Genomic DNA, 22,533 nt, shown 5'->3' on the forward strand with positions numbered 1-22,533 from the left:
GATGCGCACAGCACAACTCCCCATGTTATGCGGTTGTGACCTTGAAACGGGCTGAACAAACCACCGGGCGCCCGGGGAAGACCCCTGTTCCGCTCGCGCGCCGGACGCCGCGAGGGGTGCGGATGCCGCTCACCACGGAAGATCGCGAGCCCCGGCTGGTTCGCAGCGGCGGACCGTAGGATCGAACCATGGCCGGAATCTGGGGCAATCGCAAGAAGGAACGCGAAGCGCAGGCAGCACAGGACGCCGAGGAGACGCGCCGCGCGGGGGCCGCGCTCGTCGCGATCGATGAGCGCCTGCGGACGACCAGCGATGAGCTCGTCTACGCCGAGGCCGAGCTCGGCACCGATGCGGTGCGCCCCGTCCGTGAGGCGATCGAGGCCGTCCGCCAGCACCTCGCCGAGGCCTTTCACCTCCATCAGCTCAACCACGACGAGATCCCCGACACCTCGGAGGAGCTGCGCACCCGCAGCGCCCGCATCATCCAGCTCTGCGAATGGGCCGAGGACCTGCTCGACGATCGCACGGAAGCGCTCGCGGCGCCCATCGAGCGCGCACGTCGCGCTCCGGAGATCGTCGCGGGCATCCGTCGCGACGCGGAGCGGCTCTCGGCCCGACTCCCCCAGACCAAGACCACGCTCGAGCGCCTGGCGGCACGCTACTCCAGCGATGCCCTGCGGAAGGTGTCGGGAAACCACGCCGAGGCCGAGCAGCTGCTGAACTTCGCCCTCCACGGCGCTGACATCTCGGAGCGGCGCCGCGAGTCCGGCCAGCGGGAGCAAGCCAATCTCGCGCTCGAGACGGCGATCGAGGCGATCCGGCGCGCCACGACCCTCATCGACGCCGTGGATTCCTACGAGGTGGAGGCTCTGCGGGCGGAGTCGACGCTCGATGCGATCGTGCTCGATTCCCGGGAGGATCTCGCCGCTGCGCGCGACATCGCCCACGTGCCCGATGTCGCGACGGCGATGTCCGCCCTGGAGCGGGAGCTGACCGCCCTCACCCCGGCCGGATCGCTCGCCGACCCCTTCAGCGAACTCACCCGGTTGCGGGAGGCGAACGCCGCCCTCGACGTGGTCGTGGCGCGCGTTCGGGAGCGTGCCGCCCGACCCGTGATCCCGGAAGCCCACGTCCGCCACGCCGTCGAAGACGCGGACCGCCAACTCGGTGTGGCCCGGAGCGTCATCTCGGGGCATCGCGGATGGATCGGCGCCGACGCCCGCACTCGCCTGGCCGAGGCCGAGCGCATTCGGCTGGACCTGGCGACGGCGGTGTCCGGCCCCATCGACGAAGACGACCGGGAACGGGCTCTCGCCGATGCCCGCCGTTGCGGCATGTTGGCCGCGGAGGCGCTGCAGCTCGCCCAGCGCGACATCGACTCCTCCCGTCCCCGCGACGACGACTGGGGTGGCGGATGGGGAGGACGCGGAGGCGGTCGAGGCGGCGGCGGTGACGTCATGGGCGGCATCCTGGGCGGCCTCGTGATCGGCAGCATCCTCGACGGCATCTTCGACTGAGCGAACGCGGGCGCGTGCGTCACACGAGAAAGGGGCGGACACCCATCGGTGCCCGCCCCTTCCTCCTGTCAGATCAGGACGCCAGCTCCTGCGCCGGCGGCGCCGTCGCGGTCAACGAGATCACGCCGTAGTCCCAGCCCTTGCGACGGTAGACGACGCTCGGGTGATCGGTACGGGCGTCGATGAAGAGGAAGAAGTCGTGCCCGACGAGTTCCATCCGATCGACGGCCTCCTCGACCGTCATCCATTCGGCGTCGAAGTTCTTCGTCCGGATCACGACGGGCGTGTAGTCGGCTTCCTCGGCATCGCTGTTCTGGATCGGCACCTCGCCGGTGGCCACCGCGTGGAGCACTTCCACCGAAGCGGGCTGCACATCGATGCCCTGCAGGGCACCGCTCCCCTTCTCGAACTTGGCGCCACGAGGGTGATTGCGCGCGTCGACCCGCTTCTCCTTGGCCCGGCGCAATTGCTCGGCGAGCTTGTCGACGGCGAGGTCGAGCGCGACGAACTTGTCTCCGTCCGTGGCCTCGGCCCGTACGACCGGACCCTTACCGGTGACGGTGAGCTCCACCGTCTCCTCTTCTCGGCCGCCGTTGTGATAGGCGCGGTGGGTGACTTTGACGTCGAGTCGCTGCGCTCGCGGAGCGAGGTTCTCGATGCGGGTGGACTTCTCCTCCGCGACCGTGCGGAAGCGATCGGTGATACCCACCCCGACGCCGACGATGCTGGTTTCCATCCCTGACCTCCTTGTTCCGGGTCCACCCGGTCAAGGGCGGACCCTGAGTTCGCCTTGTCCCCTCCACGCTATCGGGCGTTGTCTCCGATGTCACCTCCCGTTACCGGGACGATCCTCTGTCCCGCCTGTGCCGACGGTGTGGCCGCGACAGTCACCGCGCCGACCACGTCCGCACCGGCGGCGGCGAGCACCCGAGCGGCCTCGGCCAGTGTCGCTCCGGTCGTGACGACGTCGTCGACGAGGATCACTCGGTGCCCGCGCGCCTCCCGCGCGCGCACGGTGCCGACGACGTTGCGAATGCGCTCTTCGCGCCCCAGCCTGCGCTGGTCGGCGGCTGCCACCCCCGGGGTGAGAAGACGCGTCGGGCGCACTCCCGCCCGCCGGACCAAGAGGTCGACCGGAACGAAGCCGCGACGGCGGAACGCCGCTCGCGAGGACGGGAGCGGCACGAGGTCGACACTGCCCTCCGCCGTTCTCGTGCGATCGCAGAGCCCGGCGACCGCGAGGCGGAGCGCCGCCGCAAGCGGAGCGGTCAACGCCGTCCGACCGTCCTCCTTCCACGCGCGGATCACGCGGGAGACCGTGTCGGCGTAGCGCAGTGAGGACACCACCGTCGTCCCCTGGACGAGTCGCCGCACGATGAGCTCCGGCGGGTGAGGCAGAAGCGCGGCGCGGCACGCCGGACACAGTTCGACACCGGCGAGGTCGCAGCCGGCGCACCAGACCGGGAAGAAGAGGCCGACCGCTTCTCGGAGGGCCTCGCGCACGACAGACACGCACCAGTGTCCGTCACCTCGGTACTCGCCCCCGACGCTCGGTCCGCCAGAGGCACAGGCAGGCCCGGTCGGGCCGTTGGGGACGAGCCGGTGCAGGTCAGCCGGGCATGCCCCGCTGAGTGGCGAGCACTCCGACGTCGTTCGCGATCACCGACCACGTCGCGCCACGCTGCCCGAACAGGCGCCCCTCGGAGTCGAGGAGGCGGACCTCCCCCGACTCGTTGCCCCCGGCGAGCGACGTCGCCCCCTCGGGGGCCCGCGTGCCACGTGACGGGCCGCCGACCGGCTGCTCGATCACGACCGGCTGCCCTTCGCTCTGCGCGAGGACGGCGAGGGTCGATCCGTCGAGCCACGCCATGTCGACGCCCGCACCAGGAAGAGCCCCGAGCGCCTTCGGCTCGCTGAGCCGGACGGGGACACCGTCGTCGTCGCGGATGATGCCGGAGATCCAGACCGCGGGTTGCGTGCCGTCGCGGACGACGGCGGCGAGGCGAGTGCCGTCGCGAGACACGCGGAGCGCGTACACCCGCGTGACGCCTGGCCACGCCGACGCGAGGTCATGGACGGTGCCATCGGGGCCGTAGGCCCGCAGACCCGCCGGATCGCCCGCCGGCACGGAATAGGTGAAGAGGTCGTCGTCCATCGTGGGCTTCACGAGCCCCGCCCGGGTGTCCAGCACCTGCCAGCGACCGTCGGACTGCACGAGGCCGACGCCTCCGCTCGCTCCGCGCACCGCGGCGTGGGTCCTCTCTGCATCGACCTCGATCGCGTTCACGGCGCCGATCTCGGTCGCGATGTCGGTCAGCGCTCCGCCCAGACCCGTGAGAGGGTCCAACTCGGCACCCGAGAGAAACCCGAAGCCGTCGCCCCAGGTCACCAGGGGCCTGGTCTCCACCCGTGTCTGCCGGATCTCGGCGGGGACGGCTCCGAGCGACTGCCCGTCCACGAGCATGTCGACCCCCTGCACCCCTGTGCCCGCCAGGCTCTCCGCCAGTTGGAGCTGCATCCGCCCGAGCGTCGTCCGGTCGACCCCGCGCGCCGCGGAGCGCAGCGGCACCTCGGCCACTTGCGAACGCACGGGGACGGACGGCGCGCCGAGCCCGGTGCTCTCCGTGAACTCGTTGCGCACCGAATCGGCGAGCCACGCGCTCGGCCCGCCGAGAGTGAGGGCTTCGGCGATGCGCACGCGGGCGGAATCGACCGGGAACCAGCGTTCATCGGGCACCAGGTAGCGCCAGTCCCGGTCGAAGAACATGAGCGGGTAGTTGCGGAACACCGACGTGAACCGGTTCCGGTCCAGCACGATCCCGTCGGGTGCCTCCGTGATCCGCCACTCGCCCTCTTCCTTAGCCAGGCGGAAGTTCAGCGAGACGACCTCGCCGGCGCGCTCGGTGTAGGCGCCGTTGGCCTCGACGGAGCCCTCCACCCGCACCGCGACGTTCACCTCGTCATCGGACACCGCAGTGACCGTGCGTTGGCCCGGGGTGTATACCGTGACGCCCGCCCGCGGGTTCCACGCCGTGGCCTCGGCGAGGAAGAGCTTGGCGACCGCCCACGTGTCGCGCGTCCCGCTCCCGGCGGCGATGAATCCCTCGACCACCTGCTGCGGCGTCATGCCGGGGCTCGGCTTGTCGGGGTTGAAGGAGACGGCGGGATCCTCGCCGGCCTCCGAGACGCTCCGACCGAGTTTGACCGGTCCGCTCGTGGGCAGCCCCGCGCACGCGGCCAAGACGAGGATGAGCGCGATGGCCGGGAGGGCGAGGATGCGACGCGTCCGCTGCGGGATCATGCGAGCCCTCCCGTCGGTGTCCGCGAGATGTCGATCGGCTGCGTGAGCCCCAGGTCGTCCAGCGGTGCTCCATCGTCGCCGGGATCGAGCGGAATCGGCGAGGCGTTGCCGATCCGGGCGGCGCCCCGGGGAAGGGTCAGCACGAAGTGGGTGCCCCGCCCCGGCTCCGACCACACCGCGAGCGTGCCGCCGTGAAGTCGCGCGTCGCCCAGGGCGATCGAGAGCCCGAGACCCGTGCCGCCGATCGTGCGCTTGCGCGACGGATCCGCGCGCCAGAAGCGATCGAAAACCCGCTCGACGTCCTGCGCGCGCATCCCCAGACCGAAGTCGCGGACGCCGAGGGCGACCGAACGCTGATCACTGTCGACGGTGACGACGATCGGACGCCCCTCGCCGTGCTCGATCGCGTTGCCGAGCAGGTTTCGGACGACGCGACGCACGCGCCGCGGGTCCATCTCGACCGGCGAGTACCCTCCCGGGGCGACCAGGCGCACATCGCTCCCGTGCTGCTCGGCGAGCTGCTGCATGGACGCGATGACGTCTTCGGCCAGATGAGCGAGGCTCGTGGGCTCGGTCTCCAGCTGCACCGACCCCGCGTCGTACCGGCTGATCTCGAGGAGGTCGGTGAGCAGGGTCTCGAACCGCTGCACTTGGGCGTGGAGCAGCTCGGCGGCACGAGCGGTGGTGGGGTCGAACTCCGTCCGCTGATCGTTGAGCATGTCGGAGGCGAGACGGATCGTCGTCAGCGGGGTGCGGAGCTCGTGCGAGACGTCGGAGACGAAGCGCTGCTGGACGAGGGACAGGTCCGCGAGCTCCTTGATCTGACTCTCGATGCTGTCGGCCATGGCGTTGAAGGAACGCCCGAGCGTGGCGAACTCGTCCTCGCCCCGCACCGGCAGCCGGACCCCGAGGTCCCCCGCGGCGAGCTTGGCGCTCGTGTCGGCGGCCTGTGCGATCGGGACGGTGACCGAACGCAGGACGATCCAGGAGATCGCGCCGATGAGAACGACGAGCGCGATTCCGACGCCCCAGAGGGTCACCTGGACGAAGCGCAGCGTCTCTGCCTCCGACGCCAGGTCGTACGCGAAGTAGAGCTCGTACGGCCCCGCTTCCGGCAGGAGGAGCTGCTGGCCCACCACGACGCCCGGGACGACCGCTCCGTCTTCGGTGGGGATGCCGATCGATTGCCAGGCCTGGTGGTCGGGGTCGGCGACGACGGCCTTGCGCAAGGCCGGGGAGAGCATGGTGGAGAGCTGACCACCCACTTCGAGGTCCTGCGGTGCGACGGCGGAGGGATCCGAGGAGATCCGGAACATCGCGTACATGTCGGTGGCGGCCTGCCGGAACTGCGTGGCCTGCACGTCACGCATCACATCCTGCAGGGCGACGGCGTCGCCTCCGATCGCCGCAGAGTCCAGCGTCGTCTGAGCGGCGAGCGTGGCGCGCTGCGCGGCGGCCTCCACCTGCTCGACGCGAGACTCGAACAGGTCGTTCTGAATCGCCAGCGACATCCACACGAGCGCGACGAGGATCGTCAGGGCAGTGGATCCGAGCGTCACCGCGAGCGTGCGGAACCGGAGCGAACGACGCCACGAGTAGCCGACATTGGCGGGCCAGCCGCGCCAGTCCCGCCACGTCGGCAGGGCGGCCGTGCGGACGGAGCCGGTGGAGGACACGGTCCCCTACACCGCGGCGCCGGCGCGGTAGCCGACGCCGCGCACCGTCATGACGATCTTCGGATTGTCCGGGTCGATCTCCACCTTGGCGCGCAGTCGCTGCACGTGGACGTTCACCAGCCGGGTGTCGGCCTTGTAGTGGTAGCCCCACACCTGCTCCAACAGCGCTTCGCGCGAGAAGACCTGCTGGGGCTTCGAGGCGAGAGCGACGAGCAGCTCGAACTCCAGCGGCGTCAGCGCGATGACCGCGTCGCCACGACGCACCTCGTGCGCGGCGACGTCCACGGACAAGTCGCCGATCCGGAGGGTCTCGGCAGGCGCCGCGCTGGCGGGACGCAATCGTGTGCGGATGCGGGCGACGAGCTCCTTCGGGTTGAAGGGCTTCACGATGTAGTCGTCTGCACCCGACTCCAGGCCCCGGACCACATCGGCGGTGTCGGTGCGCGCCGTGAGCATGATGATGGGAACGCCGGACTCCGCCCGGATGCGCGTGCAGATCTCGATGCCGTCCATCCCGGGGAGCATGAGGTCCAGAAGGACCAGCTCGGGGCGCTCGTGCCGCCACATCTCCACGGCCACCGCGCCGTCGGCGCAGAAGACCGGCTCGAACCCCTCGGTGCGCAGGACGATGCCGATCATCTCTGCCAGAGCGGTGTCGTCGTCGACGACCAGGATGCGAGAAGCCATCTGACCCATTCGTCCTTCGGGTTAGGCGGGAGCCAACGCGTACCGGGCGGTGTGCGTTGACTGACACAGTATCGGACCACCCCGGGAATGGGGCGGGGAGCAGCCATGCGAGCGCCGTGCGCAGCGGCCGTTCCGCGCGAAGAACGGGCCAGGACGGTGTGCCACGATAGGAGGACCACCAGCCCTCCGACTGCCCCACGGACGCGGAGAGGCTGCGCGAGATGGAAGGATCCTCGACGTGACGGACACGACCTGGACCCCGGCGACGAGGCCCGGCATCGTTCCCCTGCAGCCGCTGGGATTCGGCACCATCCTCGGTCGCTCCTTCACCGTGCTCCGCCACAATCCCCGGGTCCTCCTGGGCTTCGCCCTCGTCGTGCAGGCGGTGGGTGCGCTCCTGGTGGCGGGGGTCCTCGTCGGGCTCGGCGTGCTCAGTTTCTCGCGGCTGGCCTCGCTGCAACCCGGCACCGAAGAGTTCGAGACCGTCCTGGCCGGCTCCGTCGCCCTCGTGGGGATCGCCGGCCTCATCCTGACCATCGCCTCGGCCGCTCTCGGGGTGATCGTGCAAGGGGTCGTCGTCGCCGAGGTGCTCCACGCGGTGGTCGCGGAGAAGCTCACCCTGCGCCGACTCTGGGGGCGGGTCCGTCCCGTGGCGGGACGGCTGATCGGCTACGGACTGCTCCTGACCCTGGCGATCGTGGTCGCCGTTGCCATCGTGGTGGGGATCTTCTTCGGACTCAGCGTGATCGCCGGGCCGCTCGGCTTCGTCGTCGCGATGGTCGTCGCCCTCGGGATGGTCCCGCTCTCGCTGTGGCTGACGACCAAGCTCATGCTCGTCCCCGCCGTGCTGGTAGCCGAGCAGGCGACGATCCGCGCGGCCGTCGCTCGGTCGTGGACCCTGATCCGGGGACGGTTCTGGGTGGGGCTCGGCGTCAGCGTCATCATCAGCCTCGCGTTCGGCACGCTTGCTCAGGTGGTGAGCGTGCCGCTGTCGATCGCCGCGTTGGGCATGGGCACGATCGTGACGCCGACCGGGGAGCCCGACGTTGCCGCCCTCACGACCTTTCTCGTCGGCAACGTCCTCACCCAACTCGTGGTCTTCCTGGTCCAGTGCGTCTCGCTCATCGTCCTGTCCACCGGGGCCGCGCTCGTGTATGTCGATTGCCGTATGCGACACGAGGGGCTCGATCTCGATCTCTTGAGGTACGTCGACCAGCGCGACGCCGGCGCGAGCGAGCTCGCCGATCCCTACCGCCTCCACATCGGGCGGAGGAGCCTTCCGCGGTGGGGTGCTCCGCCCGCTGCGTGGCCGTCACCGGGCGGTGCCGCCTGGCCCGCACCGAACTCGATGTGGCCCGCCCCCGGCGTCGTCGGGCCGCCGCCGGGCGGATGGTCACCGCCGCAGAGCGCCGCATGGCCTCCGCCGAGCGCGGGACCGGCGTCTCCGACCGCCGTCGATCCGGCGTGGCCGGCTCCGTCCGCCGGTGGTTTCCTCGCACCGGCGCCGGAGGCGGGGCAGTCTGTCGACGTCTCCCCGCCGCACGGTCCCTCCGGGCCGAACGCGACGCAGTGGGTGCCGCCCGGGTCGGGATCGTCGTGACGATCCGCGACCTCGCCCTCCCCCTGATCCCCGACGGTGACGAGGCGCGTCGATGGGCGGAGCAGGAGCTGTCGGACCCGGCCTACCAGGCCGCCGAGCCCACCCCGTTCGATCGGATGGCGCGCGCGGTGGGCGAGTTCCTCGGATCGCTCTTCTCCGGCTCGGCCCCGGCAGCCCTCGCGCCGTGGATGGCGGTAGGTGTCGTCCTCGTCCTCCTCGCCATCGTGGTGCTCGCGGTGATCGTGTGGGGGCGGCCGCGTCGCACCGTCCGGTCCCGCGGACGTGTCGACCTCTTCGGGATCGACGATGCGCGACGGGCGGATGAGCTCCGCACCGCTTCCCGCGCGGCCGCGGACCGCGAGGACTGGGAGGAGGCGATCGCGCTGCGCTTCCGTGCGCTCTCCCGCGGTCTCGTCGAGCGCACCGTGCTCGACCCCGCCCCCGGCACGACCGTCCACGGCTTCGCGCGGCAAGCCTCCGCCGCGTTCCCCGCGGAGGGAGGAGCGCTCGCGCACGCCGCCGACCTCTTCGACGACGTCCGCTACCTCCGCCGCCCCGGCGATGCGACGGGATACCGCTCGATGGTGGAGCTGGACGAACGCCTCGCCCGTACGTCGCCCCGGTTCGACACCGGCGACCGTGACCTGGGCGCCGAGGTGGCTCGATGAGCGGGAGTGGCTCGATGAGCGCGGTGGCCACGGCGCCGTCGCGGAGGCGGGGCATCTGGGGGTGGACGGCGATCGCCGCCGGCATCATCGTCGTCGGGCTTGGGTTGACCGCGATCGCCGGCATCGCCCAGCTTCCCGCGCGTGGCCTCCTGGACCCACACGCCGCCGGTCCCGACGGCACCCGGGCGATCACGCGTCTATTGCAGAAAGAGGGCGTCAGCGTCGTCGCCGTCCGCGACCGCGCGGCGGCGCGGGCCGCCCTCTCCAGCGGCGGGACGCTGGTCTGGGCGGACACCTCGCCCCTGGCCGACGATACGATCCGAGAGATCTCCTCCCTCGCCGAGGACGTGGTGTTGCTCGACCCGGCGTCGCGGGATCTGCGCGTGCTTCTCCCCGGCGCGAGCGTCGGCGGCTACGGCATGTCGCTGGTCGAACCCGATTGCGAGCTTCCCGACGCCCAACGGGCCGGCCCGATCACTCCGGGGGCGCTCTTCACCGCCGATGCACCGGTTCAGGCCTGCTACATCTCCGACGGCGGCGCCGGTCTCGTCGTCCGAGACGAGGGCGAACGCCGGGTGTCCGCCGTCGACGGCACGGTGCTCTTCACGAACGCGCAGCTGGCCCGCGACGGCAATGCCGCGCTGGCCCTCAACCTCCTGGGCCGTCATCCGTGGGTCGTCTGGTATCTGCCGTCGCTCGAGGACAGCGACTTCGCCGATAGCGCCCCGAGCCTGGGTGAGCTCACCCCGCCGTGGGTCACTCCCGTCATGCTGCTCCTGCTCACCGCGGGTGTCGCCGCCGCGGTCTGGCGCGGACGACGCTTCGGACCGTTGGTGACCGAGCGGCTGCCGGTCACCGTGCGCGTCGGAGAGACCTCGGAAGGTCGCGCACGCCTCTACGCCCGCGCGGGGGAACCGACCCATGCGCTGGACAACCTGAGGATCGGCGCGCTCACACGCCTGGCCCGCTTGGTGGGTCTCGGCCCGAGTGCGAGTGCGCAGGAGATCAGCGACGCCGTCGCCGAACGCCTCGGCGAGGACCGCCAGGCGGTGCGCGGACTCCTCCTCGACACGACCGTGGACGACGATGCCCAACTCGTCGAGGCAGCCGACCGCGTGCGGTCGCTCGAGCAGCGACTCCACGCCGCCGTGCGCCCCGCACGGCCCGCGCAGCGTCCCGAACCCGACACCGCCCTCGAACAGCCCCCGTCCCGAAAGGACCATTCATGAGCGCACTGGACCCCGCGTCGACTCCGACGACGGCGCCCTCATCCGATCAGCTCCGCGAGGCGATGAACCGCGTGCGGATCGAGGTCGGCAAAGCCGTCGTCGGACAGGACGGCGCGGTCACGGGGTTGCTGATCGCTCTGCTCAGCCGCGGCCACGTGCTCCTGGAGGGCGTTCCCGGGGTCGCCAAGACGCTGCTCGTCCGAGCCTTCAGCCGTGCGATCGGACTGGACACCGCGCGGATCCAGTTCACGCCCGACCTCATGCCGGGAGACGTCACGGGATCGCTCGTCTTCGACGCGCGCTCCGGGGAGTTCGACTTCCGGGCAGGCCCCGTGTTCACGCACGTCCTCCTGGCCGACGAGATCAACCGGACGCCCCCGAAGACGCAGGCCGCCCTGCTGGAGGCGATGGAGGAGCGCCAGGTCTCCGCCGACGGTGTCTCCCGCGCCCTCCCCGAGCCCTTCCTGGTCGCCGCCACGCAGAACCCGGTGGAACACGAGGGCACCTACACACTGCCCGAGGCCCAACTCGACCGCTTCCTGCTCAAGCTGATGATCGACGTCCCGGCGCGCGGCGACGAGATCGCGGTGCTCCGCCGTCACGCGAGCGGATTCACTTCGCGCGATCTCGCCGCCGCGGGTCTGGAGGCCGTCACCGGCGCGGAGGAGATCCGCGCCGCGCAGGCCGCCGTCGGCCGCGTCGAGGTGTCCGACGACGTGCTCGGATACGTCGTGGATCTAGCGCGGGCCACCCGCCTTTCCCCCTCCGTGCAGCTGGGAGCGAGCCCGCGCGCGGCGACCGCGCTGCTGGCGACCTCGAAGGCGTGGGCGTGGCTGGGCGGCTACCCCGCCATCACCCCGGACCACGTCCAGACGATGCTCGTGCCCACGTGGCGACACCGTCTGCGCCTCCGCCCCGACGCCGAGATCGAGGGCGTGTCGGCCGATGCGATCCTCACCTCTGTGGTCCAGCAGACGCGCGTACCCGTCTAGGCCTCATGTTCGTCACCGGTCGTCTGCCGCTCGCCCTGGCCCTGGGCGTCGTCCCTGTCATCGCGCTGTCGTCGATGGCGGTCCCGGCGTGGACGGTCGCGGCGGGCTGGGTGCTGCTGGCAGCGTTCCTGGCAGCGATGGACGTCGCTCTCGCCGCCTCCCCGCGGCGATTGCGGATCGAACGACGCGTTCCCGCACGCGCGCTTCGAGACAGCGACGTGTCCACGACGGTCCTCGTGCACAACACCGGTTCCCGGCGGCTCCGCGGACTCCTGCGCGACGGGTGGCAGCCCACCGCCGGCGCCCCGTCCCGCCGCAGCGTCCTCGATCTCCCGGCCGGGGAGCGACGCGGAGTCGAGGTCCCACTGCGTCCGCGGCGACGCGGTGAACTGCGCAGCGACTTCGTCGTGGTCCGCTCGGTCGGTCCGCTCGGGCTCGCCGGGCGACAAGCGCGCCTCGACGCGCCCGCGAGGATCCGCGTCCTCCCGCCGTTCACCGCACGCCGACACCTGCCCTCGCGGCTGGCGCGGCTGCGCGAGCTCGACGGCAACACGAGTCTGCAGGTCCGAGGGCAAGGCACCGAGTTCGACAGCCTCCGCGAGTACGTGCGCGGTGACGACGTGCGCTCGATCGACTGGCGGGCCACGGCCCGGGCGAGCACGACGATGCTGCGGACGTGGCGTCCCGAGCGGGACCGTCACGTCGTCATCATCATCGACACCGGCCGCACGGCCGCCGCACGCGTCGGCGACGGGATCCGTCTGGATGCCGCCATGGAGTCCGCCCTCCTGTTGAGCGCCCTCGCCTCGCGCGCGGGCGACCACGTCCATCTCGTGATGTTCGACCGTGTCGTTCGCGCGCGGGTGACCGGGCGCGACGGGGCGGGACTGCTGTCGAGCCTCGTGGACGCCATGGCGCCGGTGGAGGCACAGCTGATCGACACCGACTGGGACGCCGCGTTCGCCCACGTGCGCACGTTGACGACGCGCCCCTCGCTCGTGGTGGCGCTGACGGCCCAGGACGCGGTGGAATCGGCGCGGGGATTCCTCGCGGCCCTTCCCGCGGTCACACGGCGGGCGCCGCTGCTGGTGGGGGCGGCGTGGGACGAACCGTCCGCTCCTCCGCCGCGGCGGACGGCCGCCGACATCTACCGCGAAGCCGCAGACGAACGCGCCCGACGTGACGCCGACCGCGTGGCCGCAGCCATCCGCCGTGCCGGTGGCGAGGCCCTCGCTGCGACCCCCGAGGACCTTCCCCCCGCCATCGCCGACCGCTACCTGGCCCTGAAAGCGGCCGGGCGGCTCTAGATCCGCGCCGCGCATCCCGAAGCCCGTCGACGGTTCCGCGTCACGGATCGAGAGATCACGCGTCTTGTCACACGACGCCACACGTCGGCCGCCTCCTGGGCAATCGCCCGGAACAGGGGCAGAATCACCCTCATCTGGATCGCCCCGCGTGATCCTCAGCGAAAGGACCTCTCATGAGCACCGACCCCATCCCCGATACCCCGGCCACGCCGACTGCTCTGGACCACACGCCACCGCCGGCGGGACCGGCGACCAGCATCAAGCTCCTGGCGGAAGCGGCGGGGACCTTCCTTCTCGTCTTCGGCGGCATCGGAGCCGCCCTGTTCGCCTCGGACTTCGGTGTGGGGTCCAACGGATCCTCGCTCGGGATCGGCTTCGTGGGGGTGGCGCTCGCCTTCGGCCTGACGGTCGTGGCGGGTGCCTACGCCTGGGGACCGATCTCCGGCGGCCACTTCAATCCCGCTGTCACGCTCGGCCTCGCCGCCGCCGGCCGCTTCCCGTGGAAGGACACGATCGGCTACATCGTCGCGCAGGTCGTCGGCGGCGCGATCGCGACCAGCCTGATCGTCCTGATCGGTCTGTTCGGCCCGAACGGATGGCTGACCGCCGCGCAGTCCGGGGGCTTTGCCAGCAACGGGTTCGGTGACCACTCCCCCGGGAACTTCGGCATCGGCGGGGCGATCACCGCCGAGATCCTCTTCACGGGGATCTTCGTGCTCGTCATCCTCGGCGTGACCCACGCGACGCGCGGGACGACGCTGGCCGGGCTCGTCATCGGTCTCACCCTGACGCTCATCCACCTCGTCTCGATCCCGATCGACAACACCTCAGTCAACCCCGCCCGTTCGATCGCCACCGCTCTCTACGGCGGCGGGGACGCCCTGGCACAGCTGTGGGTCTTCATCGTGTTCCCGATCGTCGGCGCCCTGCTGGCCGGGTTCGCCCACCGCGCCCTGTTCGACGGCAAGTCGGCCGGCTGAACCGACCCCGCACACACACGACGACCGGAGGCGGGAGGCCTCCGGTCGTCGTGTGCAGCGAGGGGAAACGAGGCGTCCCCGCCGCCGGCGCTCAGGCGTGCAGGTCGAACCGATCGAGCTCCATGACGCGACCCCACGCGGCGGCGAAGTCACGGACGAATTTGTCGTTCGCATCGTCGGACGCGTAGACCTCGGCGAGCGCGCGCAGCTCCGAGTTGGAGCCGAACAACAGATCGACGCGGGTGCCGACGCCGACCTTCTCGCCCGAGCCGTCCTTCGTGCCGATGAACGCGTGGGAGCCCGGATCGAGCGGTCGCCAGGTGGTCCCGAGGTCGAGCAGGTTCACGAAGAAGTCGTTCGAGAGCACTCCCGGCCGATCCGTGAAGACGCCGTACTCCGAACCGTCCCAGTTGGCACCGAGTACCCGGAGCCCCCCGACCAGGACCGTCATCTCCGGTGCGCTGAGGGTCAGGAGGTTCGCCTTGTCGATGAGCAGGTGCTCCGCGGGAAGCCCCGAGGCGACCGCAACCGGACCCTGGTAGTTGCGGAACCCGTCGGCCGCCGGCTCGAGATAGGCAAACGACTCGACGTCGGTCTGCTCGGCGGAGGCATCTGTGCGACCGGGGTGGAACACGACCTCCACCTCGACGCCGGCGTCCTGCGCAGCCTTCTCGATCGCGGCGTTCCCCGCCAGGACGATGAGATCGGCCAACGACACCTTCGCATCGGACTGGGTGTCGAAGTCGGCCTTGATGCCGCCGAGGACGCCAAGCACGCGGTGCAGCTGTGCGGGGTTGTTGACCTCCCAGTCCTTCTGCGGGGCAAGCCGGATACGCGCACCGTTCACACCGCCCCGCTTGTCGCTGCCGCGGAAGGTCGAGGCGGCCGCCCATGCCGTGGAGACCAGCTCGGCGACGCTGAGCCCCGACTCGAGGATCCGCGCCTTCAGCGCTGCCGCCGCCGCGTCGTCGATGAGCGGGTGATCGACCGGGGGAACCCGGTCCTGCCAGATGAGCTCCTCGCTGGGCACCTCGGGACCGAGGTAGCGCTCGATGGGCCCCATGTCGCGGTGGGTCAGCTTGAACCAGGCGCGGGCGAACGCGTCGGCGAAGGCCTCGGGGTCATCCTTGAAGCGTCGCGAGATCTTGTCGTACTCGGGGTCCGCGCGCAGAGCCAGGTCGCTCGTGAGCATGCGCGGCTCACGACGGCCCGACGAGTGGGCCATGGGCACCATGTCGGCTCCTCCGCCGTTGACCGGACGCCACTGGTGCGCGCCGGCGGGGCTCTGGAAGAGCTCCCACTCATACGCGTAGAGGATGTGGAAGAACTCGTTGTCCCATCGGGTGGGGTGGTAGGTCCAGGTGACCTCGAGACCCGACGTGATCGTGTCGTCGCCCGTGCCGGAGGCGTAGTCGTTCCTCCAGCCGAGTCCCTGTTCCTCGATCGGCGAGGCCTCGGGGTTGTCGGCGAGGTGCGAGTCGGGCGCCGCACCGTGCGTCTTCCCGAACGTGTGGCCGCCCGCGATGAGCGCCACGGTCTCTTCGTCGTTCATCGCCATCCGGCCGAACGTCTCGCGGATGTCGCGCGCCGACGCGAGGGGGTCGGGCTGGCCGCCCGGGCCTTCGGGGTTGACGTAGATGAGCCCCATCTGCACCGCCGCGAGCGGCTTCTCGAGGTCGCGCTCGCCCGTGTACCGCTCGTCGCCGAGCCACGTGGTCTCCGGCCCCCAGTACACGTCGTCGTCCGGCTCCCAGACATCGGGCCGCCCGCCGGCGAACCCGAAGGTGGAGAACCCCATCGACTCCAGGGCGACGTTGCCGGCGAGGATCATGAGGTCTCCCCAGGAGATGCTCTGTCCGTACTTCTTCTTGACCGGCCAGAGCAGCCGCCGCGCCTTGTCGAGGTTGACGTTGTCGGGCCAGCTGTTCAGCGGCGCGAAGCGCTGCTGCCCCGTGCCGCCTCCCCCGCGACCGTCCATCACCCGATAGGTGCCGGCGGAATGCCACGCCATGCGGATCATGAGCGGGCCGTAGTTGCCGAAGTCGGCGGGCCACCAGTCCTGCGAGGTGGTCAGCACCTCGGCGATGTCCTTCTTGACGGCCTTCAGGTCGAGAGCCGAGAAGGCGGCCCGGTAGTCGAAGTCCTCGCCGAGCGGGTTGGCCACCGCAGGGTTCTTCTTCAGGATGCGGAGGTTCAGCTGGTTCGGCCACCACACGTCGTTCGCCGACCCGGTGGTGGGGTGGGGCTGGGCGTGGATCACGGGGCAGGAGCCGGCCTGGTCGGTCTGCTCCTGCTCGACGCGGGCCTCGTCGGTGTCGGTGACGGTGACGGACTGGTCGATGCCCGTCGGGTTCTCACCGATCGGGGCGGCGCTGTCGTCGTGTGCGCTCATTTTCTTCCTTCCTGAAGGGTCGAGGGGGCGGGAGATCCGGGACGCGGCGAGACCGCGATGAAGGGTTCGGTCACGGGCGCGTTCCCTCCGCGCACGCGGGGCACGTGCCCCAGAAGGTGACCTCGGCCGCCTGAAGGCGGTATCCGTGGGAGTCGGACGGGGTGAGACAGGGGGCGTGCCCGACGACGCACTCGACGTCTTCGACCTCGCCGCACTGAATGCAGACGAGGTGGTGATGATTGTCGTCGACGCGCAGCTCGAAGAGCATGGGACGGCCCGCCGGCTCGATACGGCGGACGAGTCCGGCATCGGCGAAGTCGCTCAGTGCGTTGTAGACCGATTGCCTGCTGGTGCGGGGCATCCGATGGGCGATCGACGCGAAGACGGCGTCTGCGCTCGCATGCGGCCGTGCCGCAAGGGCCTCGTAGACGGCGGCCCGCGACTCCGTGACGCGCAGCCCGGCGTGTCGCAGGGCGAGCGCGGCAGCGGCGTCCCCGACGGCGGATGCGATCTCTGTCACACCCTCAGCGTAGCGGCTTGTTTTGACAGATTCAAAACAACACCTCACCCCGCGACGAGCCGAGTCGTGCCCGCCTCGTACTCGGTGAGATCGCCCGTCTCTCCCCGCCGCACCGCGCGGCCTCCGACCACGATCATCGTGACGAGCAGCACCGCGAGCGCGAGAGTCCCGATACCGATCTTCACGGCCCACGGCCACGGCTGCGCCGTGACGAACCCCTCGACGAGACCGGCGAGAGCGAGGGCGAAGACGAGACCGATCGCGACGGTGACGAGGGAGCGGCCCGCCTCGGCGATGGCTTCCCCGCGCGAGCGCGGACCGGGGGCGACCCACGCCCAGAAGATGTGGAGTCCCGCGGCGGCCGCGACGAAGACGCAGGTGAGTTCCAGCTGCCCGTGCGGGGCGATGTAGAGGAGGAACACGTCACCCCGCCCGTGCGCGAACAGCACGGCCCCCGCGGTCCCCACCCCGACCGCGTTCTGGATGACGACCATGATGGGCCAGAATCCGGTGATCCCGAAGAGCACGCACTGCGCGGCGATCCAGGCGTTGTTGGTCCACACCGTGCCCGCGAACACCGCCGCGGGGTTCTCGCTGTAGTACTCGGTGAAGGAGCTCTCGGCGTACTGCTCGAGCTGCGCCGCGTTCCCCAGCGCCGCGAGGGCCTGCGGATCGCGGGCGATCCAGCTGCCGGCGAGGGTCGCGACCACCAGGAAGAAGACGGCGACGGCGAGTGTCGTCCACCGCAGACGGTAGAGCGCCGCAGGCAGCTGACGAACGAAGAACCGTGGCACCTGCTGCAGGACGTTGTCCGGCGCACCGGTCAGTCGCAGCCGCGCCCGCGCGAGGAGAGTCGAGAGATGATCGCCTTCGGTGCTGCGACCGGCGGAGGTCTTGATCTCGGCGAGATCGGCGGACGCGGAACGGTAGCGCGAGACCAGCTCGTCGACCTCCGCCCCCGTGGGACGACGCACTCGACCCAGTTCGTCCAGACGCTCCCACTCGGCCCGTCGCGCAGCCGTGATCGCGTCGAGGTCCATGTGTTTCACTGTAGTCATGACGTCCCCGGGTGCTGCCGCCGAGATCCGACAGGACGAGGTGCTCACCGGTGAAGCCGTCGCTCTGGACGTGCAGGCGGTGGGTTTCTTCCTGCGGGCGCTGGGAGCGCTGATCGACGTCGTCGCCTCGGTCGCCGCCCTGGTCGCGTTCTGGACCGTGGCGGGTCTGGTCACGGGGTCGGGCGGCGACCTCGTGACCATGTCTCCCGTGCTCACGATCGCCACCATCGTGATCGTGCTGGTGGTGATCCCGACCGCCGTGGAGACCGCGACACGCGGCCGGAGCCTGGGGAAGCTGGCGGTCGGCGGGCGGATCGTGCGCACCGACGGGGGCGCGATCGGCTTCCGGCACGCGTTCATCCGCGCCCTGACCGGCGTCCTGGAGATCTGGTTCACCGCGGGGGCGGTGGCAGGGCTCGTCGGCGTGTTCACTCCCCGCGCGCAACGACTCGGCGACCTCTTGGCCGGTACCTACAGCGAGCGCACGCGCGCACCGCGCCTCCCCGCTCCGGCGGGAGACGTGCCCCCGGCGCTGACGGAATGGGCTCGGGTCGCCGACGTCGCCCGGCTCCCCTACCGGGTCGCCCGACGGGCCGCGCAGTTCGTCCGCGGCGCAGACGGCCTGGATCCCGCCGCTCGCTCCCGAGCGGCGTTCCATCTCGCGGCGGAGGTCAGCGCGTTCGTGTCACCGGTCCCCGTTGCAGATCCCGAGACGTTCGTCCGCGCCGTCGTGGCCGTGCGGCGCGACCGTGAGTACCGCGCACTCCGCGGCGCCTCGGAGAGGGTCGACGCGCTGACAGCGACCGCTGCCGCCGCGCCCCGCGGGTTCCCGGTGCGTTCGGGTCCCTCGTCGCGGCCCGCCCGCTGACCCGATCCGGCGGTGACCGACGGCCCGTCAGTAGCGGTAGTGCTCCAGCTTGTAGGGCCCCTCCACGGGAACACCGATGTAGGCCGCCTGGTGAGGCGTTAGCTCGGTCAGCTCGACGCCGAGGGCCGAGAGGTGGAGACGCGCGACCTTCTCGTCGAGGAGCTTGGGGAGCACATACACTCCCGTCGGGTAGGCGTCGCGCCGCTCCCACAGCTCGAGCTGCGCGAGCACCTGGTTGGTGAAGGACGCGCTCATCACGAACGACGGGTGACCGGTCGCGTTGCCGAGGTTCATCAGGCGCCCCTCGGAGAGCACGAGGATGCTCCGTCCGGTGGGCAGACGCCACTCGTGGACCTGCGGCTTGATCTCGATACGTTCGGCGCCGGGAAGGGCTTCCAGCCCGGCCATGTCGATCTCGTCGTCGAAGTGACCGACGTTCCCGACGATCGCGAGGTGCTTGAGCCCGAGCAGGTGGTCGACCGTCACGACGTGGGTGTTGCCGGTTCCCGTGATGAGGAGGTCAATCTCCCCGATCACCGACTCGAGGCGGGCGACCTGGAACCCGTCCATCGCCGCCTGCAGCGCGCAGATCGGGTCGATCTCCCCGATGATGACGCGAGCGCCTTGTCCGCGCAGCGCCTCGGCTGCCCCCTTGCCCACGTCGCCGTAGCCGACGACGAAGGCCACCTTGCCCCCCATGAGCACGTCGGTGGCGCGGTTGATGCCATCGGGCAGCGAGTGGCGGATGCCGTACTTGTTGTCGAACTTCGACTTGGTGACGGAGTCGTTGACATTGATGCCGGGGAACAGCAGACGCCCCGCGGCGTGGAGCTCGTACAGTCGGTGAACTCCGGTGGTGGTCTCCTCGGTGACGCCGAGGATGCCCGCGGCCATGCGGGTGAACCGCTGCGGATCGCGTGCCAGCGACGCGCGTAGCGTCTGGAGCACGATGCGGTACTCCGCCGAGTCCCCCTCCTGCGCATCGGGGACGACGCCCGCCGCCTCGAACTCCACGCCCTTGTGCACGAGCAGGGTCGCATCGCCGCCGTCGTCGAGGATCAGGTTGGGTCCGTCAAAGCCCTCGGCCGACCAGTCGAAGATCCGGTCGGCGAAGTCCCAGTATTCCTCCAGCGTCTCGCCCTTGAAGGCGAAGACGGGGACACCGGCGGGCTCGTCGACGGTTCCCGTCGGCCCCACCGCGACCGCGGCGGCCGCCTCGTCCTGAGTGGAGAAGATGTTGCAGCTGGCCCAGCGCACCTGCGCGCCCAGGGCGACGAGCGTCTCGATCAGCACCGCTGTCTGCACCGTCATGTGGAGCGAGCCGGCGATCCGTGCCCCGGCGAGGGGACGAGTGTCGGCGAACTCCGCACGCAGGGCCATGAGCCCGGGCATCTCGTTCTCGGCGAGGCGGATCTGATGACGGCCCGCCTCGGCGAGCGAGAGGTCGGCGACGACGAAGTCGAGAGATGTCACGGAAGTCGGCATCCGCCCATTCTCCCACCCCGGGGGCCGACCCGGTCGCCGCGTGTCACGGACTCCGCGACGGGCGAGATCGAGTCGTGTCGATTCAGACGCGCAGAGTCTCGTGCCGCACGACCACCCATCCCTTGGGCACCGACAGCCGGTCGGTGTGAATCGCGCAGAGGTCGTGGGCATGCGGATCGTTGCCGCCGCCGAGGGGACCGAGAGCGGCCATCTGGTCGCCGTAGTCGAACGTCAACGTCGTGACCGCTTCGCGGGCGCACGCCACCTTGGAGCAGAGTCTGTCACGCATCGCTTCTACGGTACCCAGCCGACCGCCGGTGCCGACCGCGCCGCGCCGGGGCCGTCCGATCGACGCCCCGGCCGCATAGGATGATCGGCATGATGAGGCGCCGACGCACCGCTTCGCCCGCCCGCCCGAATCGCCACGGCCGACACGGACGCCTCGATCGCAGTTCCGTGGTGCGACCGCCGCTGCCGCCCCTCGAGACGCGGGCGGACAAGTTCGATCTCGCCGTCGGGACCGCAGCCGAGTTCCTGCGCAGCGCCTGGTCGGAGCTGCGTGACGTGCGCTTCGAAGTGGCGGCGATGCCGCCGTCGACCGACGAGGACGGGATCCCGCGGTGGAGCGCCCTCCCCGACGAGAAGCGGATCATCCTCTACCGCTTTCCGATCGAGCGGCTGAGCCACCTGCACCGCAACGACGACCTGCACCGGCGCATGATGATCGAGAGTTGTGTGTTCCGCGCTGCTGCGGAGTACCTCGACCGCGACCCGTGGGACCTCGGCCCCGAGCGGTTCCGCTTCTTCTGAGCGGTTCCGTCTCTTCTGAGTGATTCCCGCCTCACGGCGCGATCGCGGATCGGCGGCGCGCTACTGCGTGAACACCACGACCGGCTCCGATGCCGCATCAGCCGGAACGACGTCGTAGCCGGCCAGCGATCCAGGGCCGTAGTAGGTGACATTGGCGCGCAGGCGCGCGCCACCCCCGTCGATCGAATAGACGGCGCCGGACTGCACCGCCACCCGCGCGGACGATCCCGCCTCGATCGTGATCTCCTGCTCACCGTCAGGACCGGTCAGGCGCATCCGGGCGGCAGCATCCGAGTCGTTGGACACCGTGAGCTTGGGCGACGGGCCGGCGGCGACCGCCACGAGACTCGGAACGTTGAGGGCGGCCGGTGCCGTATGCCAGGCGAAATCGGACCCCGCGCCGAAGCCCGTCGTCGTCCACGCCGCCGTGACGATCGGCTCGTCCGCGATGACCTCGACGCGGTAAGCGTTGCGCGCCAGCGACCCCAACTCCAGCTCCGCCGGCACACCAGCCAGCAGCGGCAGCGTATCGGTCACCGTGGAGCCTCCCCCCAGGGGGGTGAGGACGACGCGCGCCTCGGTGTCTGACGACGGTGCGAGGACGCGCAAGACGGTGGCGGACTCCGACGCGCCGGCCTGACCCGGCGCTGCGACCACCGAGAGGGCGGGGATCACCTGCCGCGTGGCCGGCGCGGCTGTGACACCGACCTGGTCGACGCCGCCGGGCACGAGCGTCCGGGTGATGCTCGCCTGCAGGCTCACCTGCACCGGGGCGCCCGACGACGTGACACGCACGACCGGGCTCTCCTCGCCCAGAGCGACCGTCGCCAGCGGAACGACGCGTTGCGTGCGCGGGGCGACGACGATCCCGGTCGCCGCAGCCGGCTCCGTCGCCCCCTGCGCCCCGTAGACCGTGAGCGATACCTCGGCGGCAACCGCCGAGGGGTTGGCGATCAGGAGGAGATCGGCAGCGCCGGTGGTGCCGCTGCCACCGGCGATCCAGGACTCCAGCCGCGGCGGCGCACACGACGAGGCCGCGAACCCGCGGAGGTCCTCATCGGAAACGGTGGTGGACCCGGCGGCCGCGAGATCGGTGCGCTTCCCATCGACCGGAAGGGCCTCGAGCGCTTCGGGACCCGCCCCGCCCGCCACGTCCGGGGCAGCGAGTCGCGCCGTCGTCGCCTCGAGCGCACCCACCCCGGTGGCGGCGGAGATCTCCGAGTCCGCCGCGTCGGCGAGCTGGCCGGCATCGGCGGCGTTGCGCCCTGCGGCCAACACCGGACCGACGCACGAGAGGGTCGATGCCGTCGGCCGCGGCTGAGCGGTGACCGAGACCGGCTCCCGCTCCACACTCGGCCAGGGCAGGACGACGGCGGCACCGAGGCCCACCACGAGCGCGGCGGAGACCGCCGCACCGATGCCGGCTCGGCGCCCCATTCTGCG

At 70.9% G+C, this 22,533-nt stretch carries 20 protein-coding genes; 9 read left to right on the top strand and 11 right to left on the bottom strand.

Features of this window, described 5'->3' with window-relative positions; all coding sequences use genetic code 11:
• The first annotated feature begins 188 nt into the window (after window positions 1–188).
• Window positions 189–1,517 (top strand): hypothetical protein, encoded by a 1,329-nt coding sequence (locus AVP41_RS08885; RefSeq protein WP_067163445.1) that lies wholly within the window; start codon window positions 189–191, stop codon window positions 1,515–1,517.
• A gap of 73 nt (window positions 1,518–1,590) precedes the next feature.
• On the opposite strand, the gene hpf is transcribed toward AVP41_RS08885, so the two are convergent.
• From hpf to mtrA, 5 genes are all read right to left on the bottom strand, one after another.
• Window positions 1,591–2,253 carry a ribosome hibernation-promoting factor, HPF/YfiA family gene (gene hpf, locus AVP41_RS08890; protein WP_067163447.1) on the bottom strand — a complete coding sequence of 221 codons (663 nt, stop codon included), beginning with the start codon at window positions 2,251–2,253 and terminating at the stop codon, window positions 1,591–1,593.
• A gap of 68 nt (window positions 2,254–2,321) precedes the next feature.
• Window positions 2,322–3,029 (bottom strand): ComF family protein, encoded by a 708-nt coding sequence (locus AVP41_RS08895; RefSeq protein WP_067163449.1) that lies wholly within the window; start codon window positions 3,027–3,029, stop codon window positions 2,322–2,324.
• A gap of 97 nt (window positions 3,030–3,126) precedes the next feature.
• The gene (locus AVP41_RS08900) at window positions 3,127–4,818 is read right to left on the bottom strand and encodes an LpqB family beta-propeller domain-containing protein (protein ID WP_067163452.1); all 1,692 of its coding nucleotides are present in this window, start codon (window positions 4,816–4,818) and stop codon (window positions 3,127–3,129) included.
• The gene (gene mtrB, locus AVP41_RS08905; RefSeq protein ID WP_067163455.1) at window positions 4,815–6,494 is read right to left on the bottom strand and encodes an MtrAB system histidine kinase MtrB; all 1,680 of its coding nucleotides are present in this window, start codon (window positions 6,492–6,494) and stop codon (window positions 4,815–4,817) included. The genes AVP41_RS08900 and mtrB overlap by 4 nt, the downstream gene beginning before the upstream one ends.
• A 6-nt stretch (window positions 6,495–6,500) precedes the next feature.
• Window positions 6,501–7,181 carry an MtrAB system response regulator MtrA gene (gene mtrA, locus AVP41_RS08910; RefSeq protein ID WP_067165731.1) on the bottom strand — a complete coding sequence of 227 codons (681 nt, stop codon included), beginning with the start codon at window positions 7,179–7,181 and terminating at the stop codon, window positions 6,501–6,503.
• 238 nt (window positions 7,182–7,419) lie between these two features.
• On the opposite strand from mtrA, the gene AVP41_RS16815 reads away from it, so the two are divergent.
• The 6 genes from AVP41_RS16815 to aqpZ all read left to right on the top strand — a co-directional run bounded on the left by AVP41_RS16815 (window position 7,420) and on the right by aqpZ (window position 13,957).
• The gene (locus AVP41_RS16815; protein WP_067163458.1) at window positions 7,420–8,781 is read left to right on the top strand and encodes a hypothetical protein; all 1,362 of its coding nucleotides are present in this window, start codon (window positions 7,420–7,422) and stop codon (window positions 8,779–8,781) included.
• The gene (locus AVP41_RS16820; protein ID WP_197464305.1) at window positions 8,778–9,449 is read left to right on the top strand and encodes a DUF4129 domain-containing protein; all 672 of its coding nucleotides are present in this window, start codon (window positions 8,778–8,780) and stop codon (window positions 9,447–9,449) included. Before AVP41_RS16815 ends, AVP41_RS16820 begins: the two co-directional genes overlap by 4 nt.
• Complete coding sequence (locus AVP41_RS08925; RefSeq protein ID WP_231902716.1) at window positions 9,446–10,678, top strand: DUF4350 domain-containing protein; 1,233 nt, start codon at window positions 9,446–9,448, stop codon at window positions 10,676–10,678. Before AVP41_RS16820 ends, AVP41_RS08925 begins: the two co-directional genes overlap by 4 nt.
• On the top strand, window positions 10,675–11,670 hold the full coding sequence (locus AVP41_RS08930; RefSeq protein ID WP_067163463.1) for an AAA family ATPase: 996 nt from the start codon (window positions 10,675–10,677) through the stop codon (window positions 11,668–11,670). Before AVP41_RS08925 ends, AVP41_RS08930 begins: the two co-directional genes overlap by 4 nt.
• 5 nt (window positions 11,671–11,675) lie before the next feature.
• On the top strand, window positions 11,676–12,977 hold the full coding sequence (locus tag AVP41_RS08935) for a DUF58 domain-containing protein (protein WP_067163466.1): 1,302 nt from the start codon (window positions 11,676–11,678) through the stop codon (window positions 12,975–12,977).
• Window positions 12,978–13,150: 173 nt separating this feature from the next.
• Window positions 13,151–13,957, top strand: coding sequence for an aquaporin Z (aqpZ, locus tag AVP41_RS08940; protein WP_082829126.1), 807 nt, complete (start codon window positions 13,151–13,153; stop codon window positions 13,955–13,957).
• Window positions 13,958–14,048: 91 nt separating this feature from the next.
• Here the strand turns inward: aqpZ and katG are convergent, their stop codons facing one another.
• The 3 genes from katG to AVP41_RS08955 form a co-directional block, all read right to left on the bottom strand.
• Window positions 14,049–16,349, bottom strand: a complete 2,301-nt coding sequence (gene katG / locus AVP41_RS08945; protein WP_067163468.1) for a catalase/peroxidase HPI — start codon at window positions 16,347–16,349, stop codon at window positions 14,049–14,051.
• Between the two features lie 70 nt (window positions 16,350–16,419).
• The gene (locus AVP41_RS08950; protein ID WP_067163471.1) at window positions 16,420–16,869 is read right to left on the bottom strand and encodes a Fur family transcriptional regulator; all 450 of its coding nucleotides are present in this window, start codon (window positions 16,867–16,869) and stop codon (window positions 16,420–16,422) included.
• A 44-nt stretch (window positions 16,870–16,913) separates the two neighbouring features.
• The gene (locus tag AVP41_RS08955) at window positions 16,914–17,909 is read right to left on the bottom strand and encodes a stage II sporulation protein M (protein WP_067163474.1); all 996 of its coding nucleotides are present in this window, start codon (window positions 17,907–17,909) and stop codon (window positions 16,914–16,916) included.
• A gap of 16 nt (window positions 17,910–17,925) precedes the next feature.
• On the opposite strand from AVP41_RS08955, the gene AVP41_RS08960 reads away from it, so the two are divergent.
• A complete protein-coding gene (locus AVP41_RS08960) occupies window positions 17,926–18,795 on the top strand; it encodes an RDD family protein (RefSeq protein ID WP_067163476.1) in 870 nt (289 codons plus the stop codon).
• Between the two features lie 27 nt (window positions 18,796–18,822).
• Here AVP41_RS08960 and ahcY read toward each other — a convergent pair whose 3' ends face one another.
• On the bottom strand, window positions 18,823–20,280 hold the full coding sequence (ahcY, locus tag AVP41_RS08965; protein WP_067163478.1) for an adenosylhomocysteinase: 1,458 nt from the start codon (window positions 20,278–20,280) through the stop codon (window positions 18,823–18,825).
• An 82-nt stretch (window positions 20,281–20,362) separates the two neighbouring features.
• Window positions 20,363–20,569, bottom strand: coding sequence for a DUF3499 family protein (locus AVP41_RS08970; protein WP_067163481.1), 207 nt, complete (start codon window positions 20,567–20,569; stop codon window positions 20,363–20,365).
• Window positions 20,570–20,658: 89 nt separating this feature from the next.
• Between AVP41_RS08970 and AVP41_RS08975 the strand changes: the two genes are divergently transcribed.
• Entirely contained in the window at window positions 20,659–21,090 is a 432-nt protein-coding gene (locus tag AVP41_RS08975; protein ID WP_231902717.1) for a metallopeptidase family protein, read from the top strand.
• A gap of 60 nt (window positions 21,091–21,150) precedes the next feature.
• Here the strand turns inward: AVP41_RS08975 and AVP41_RS08980 are convergent, their stop codons facing one another.
• Complete coding sequence (locus tag AVP41_RS08980) at window positions 21,151–22,527, bottom strand: DUF5719 family protein (protein ID WP_067163483.1); 1,377 nt, start codon at window positions 22,525–22,527, stop codon at window positions 21,151–21,153.
• Window positions 22,528–22,533: the final 6 nt, after the last annotated feature.

It is taken from the genome of Microbacterium sp. TNHR37B (assembly GCF_001620065.1).
In the GTDB taxonomy this organism is placed as follows: Bacteria; Actinomycetota; Actinomycetes; order Actinomycetales; family Microbacteriaceae; genus Microbacterium.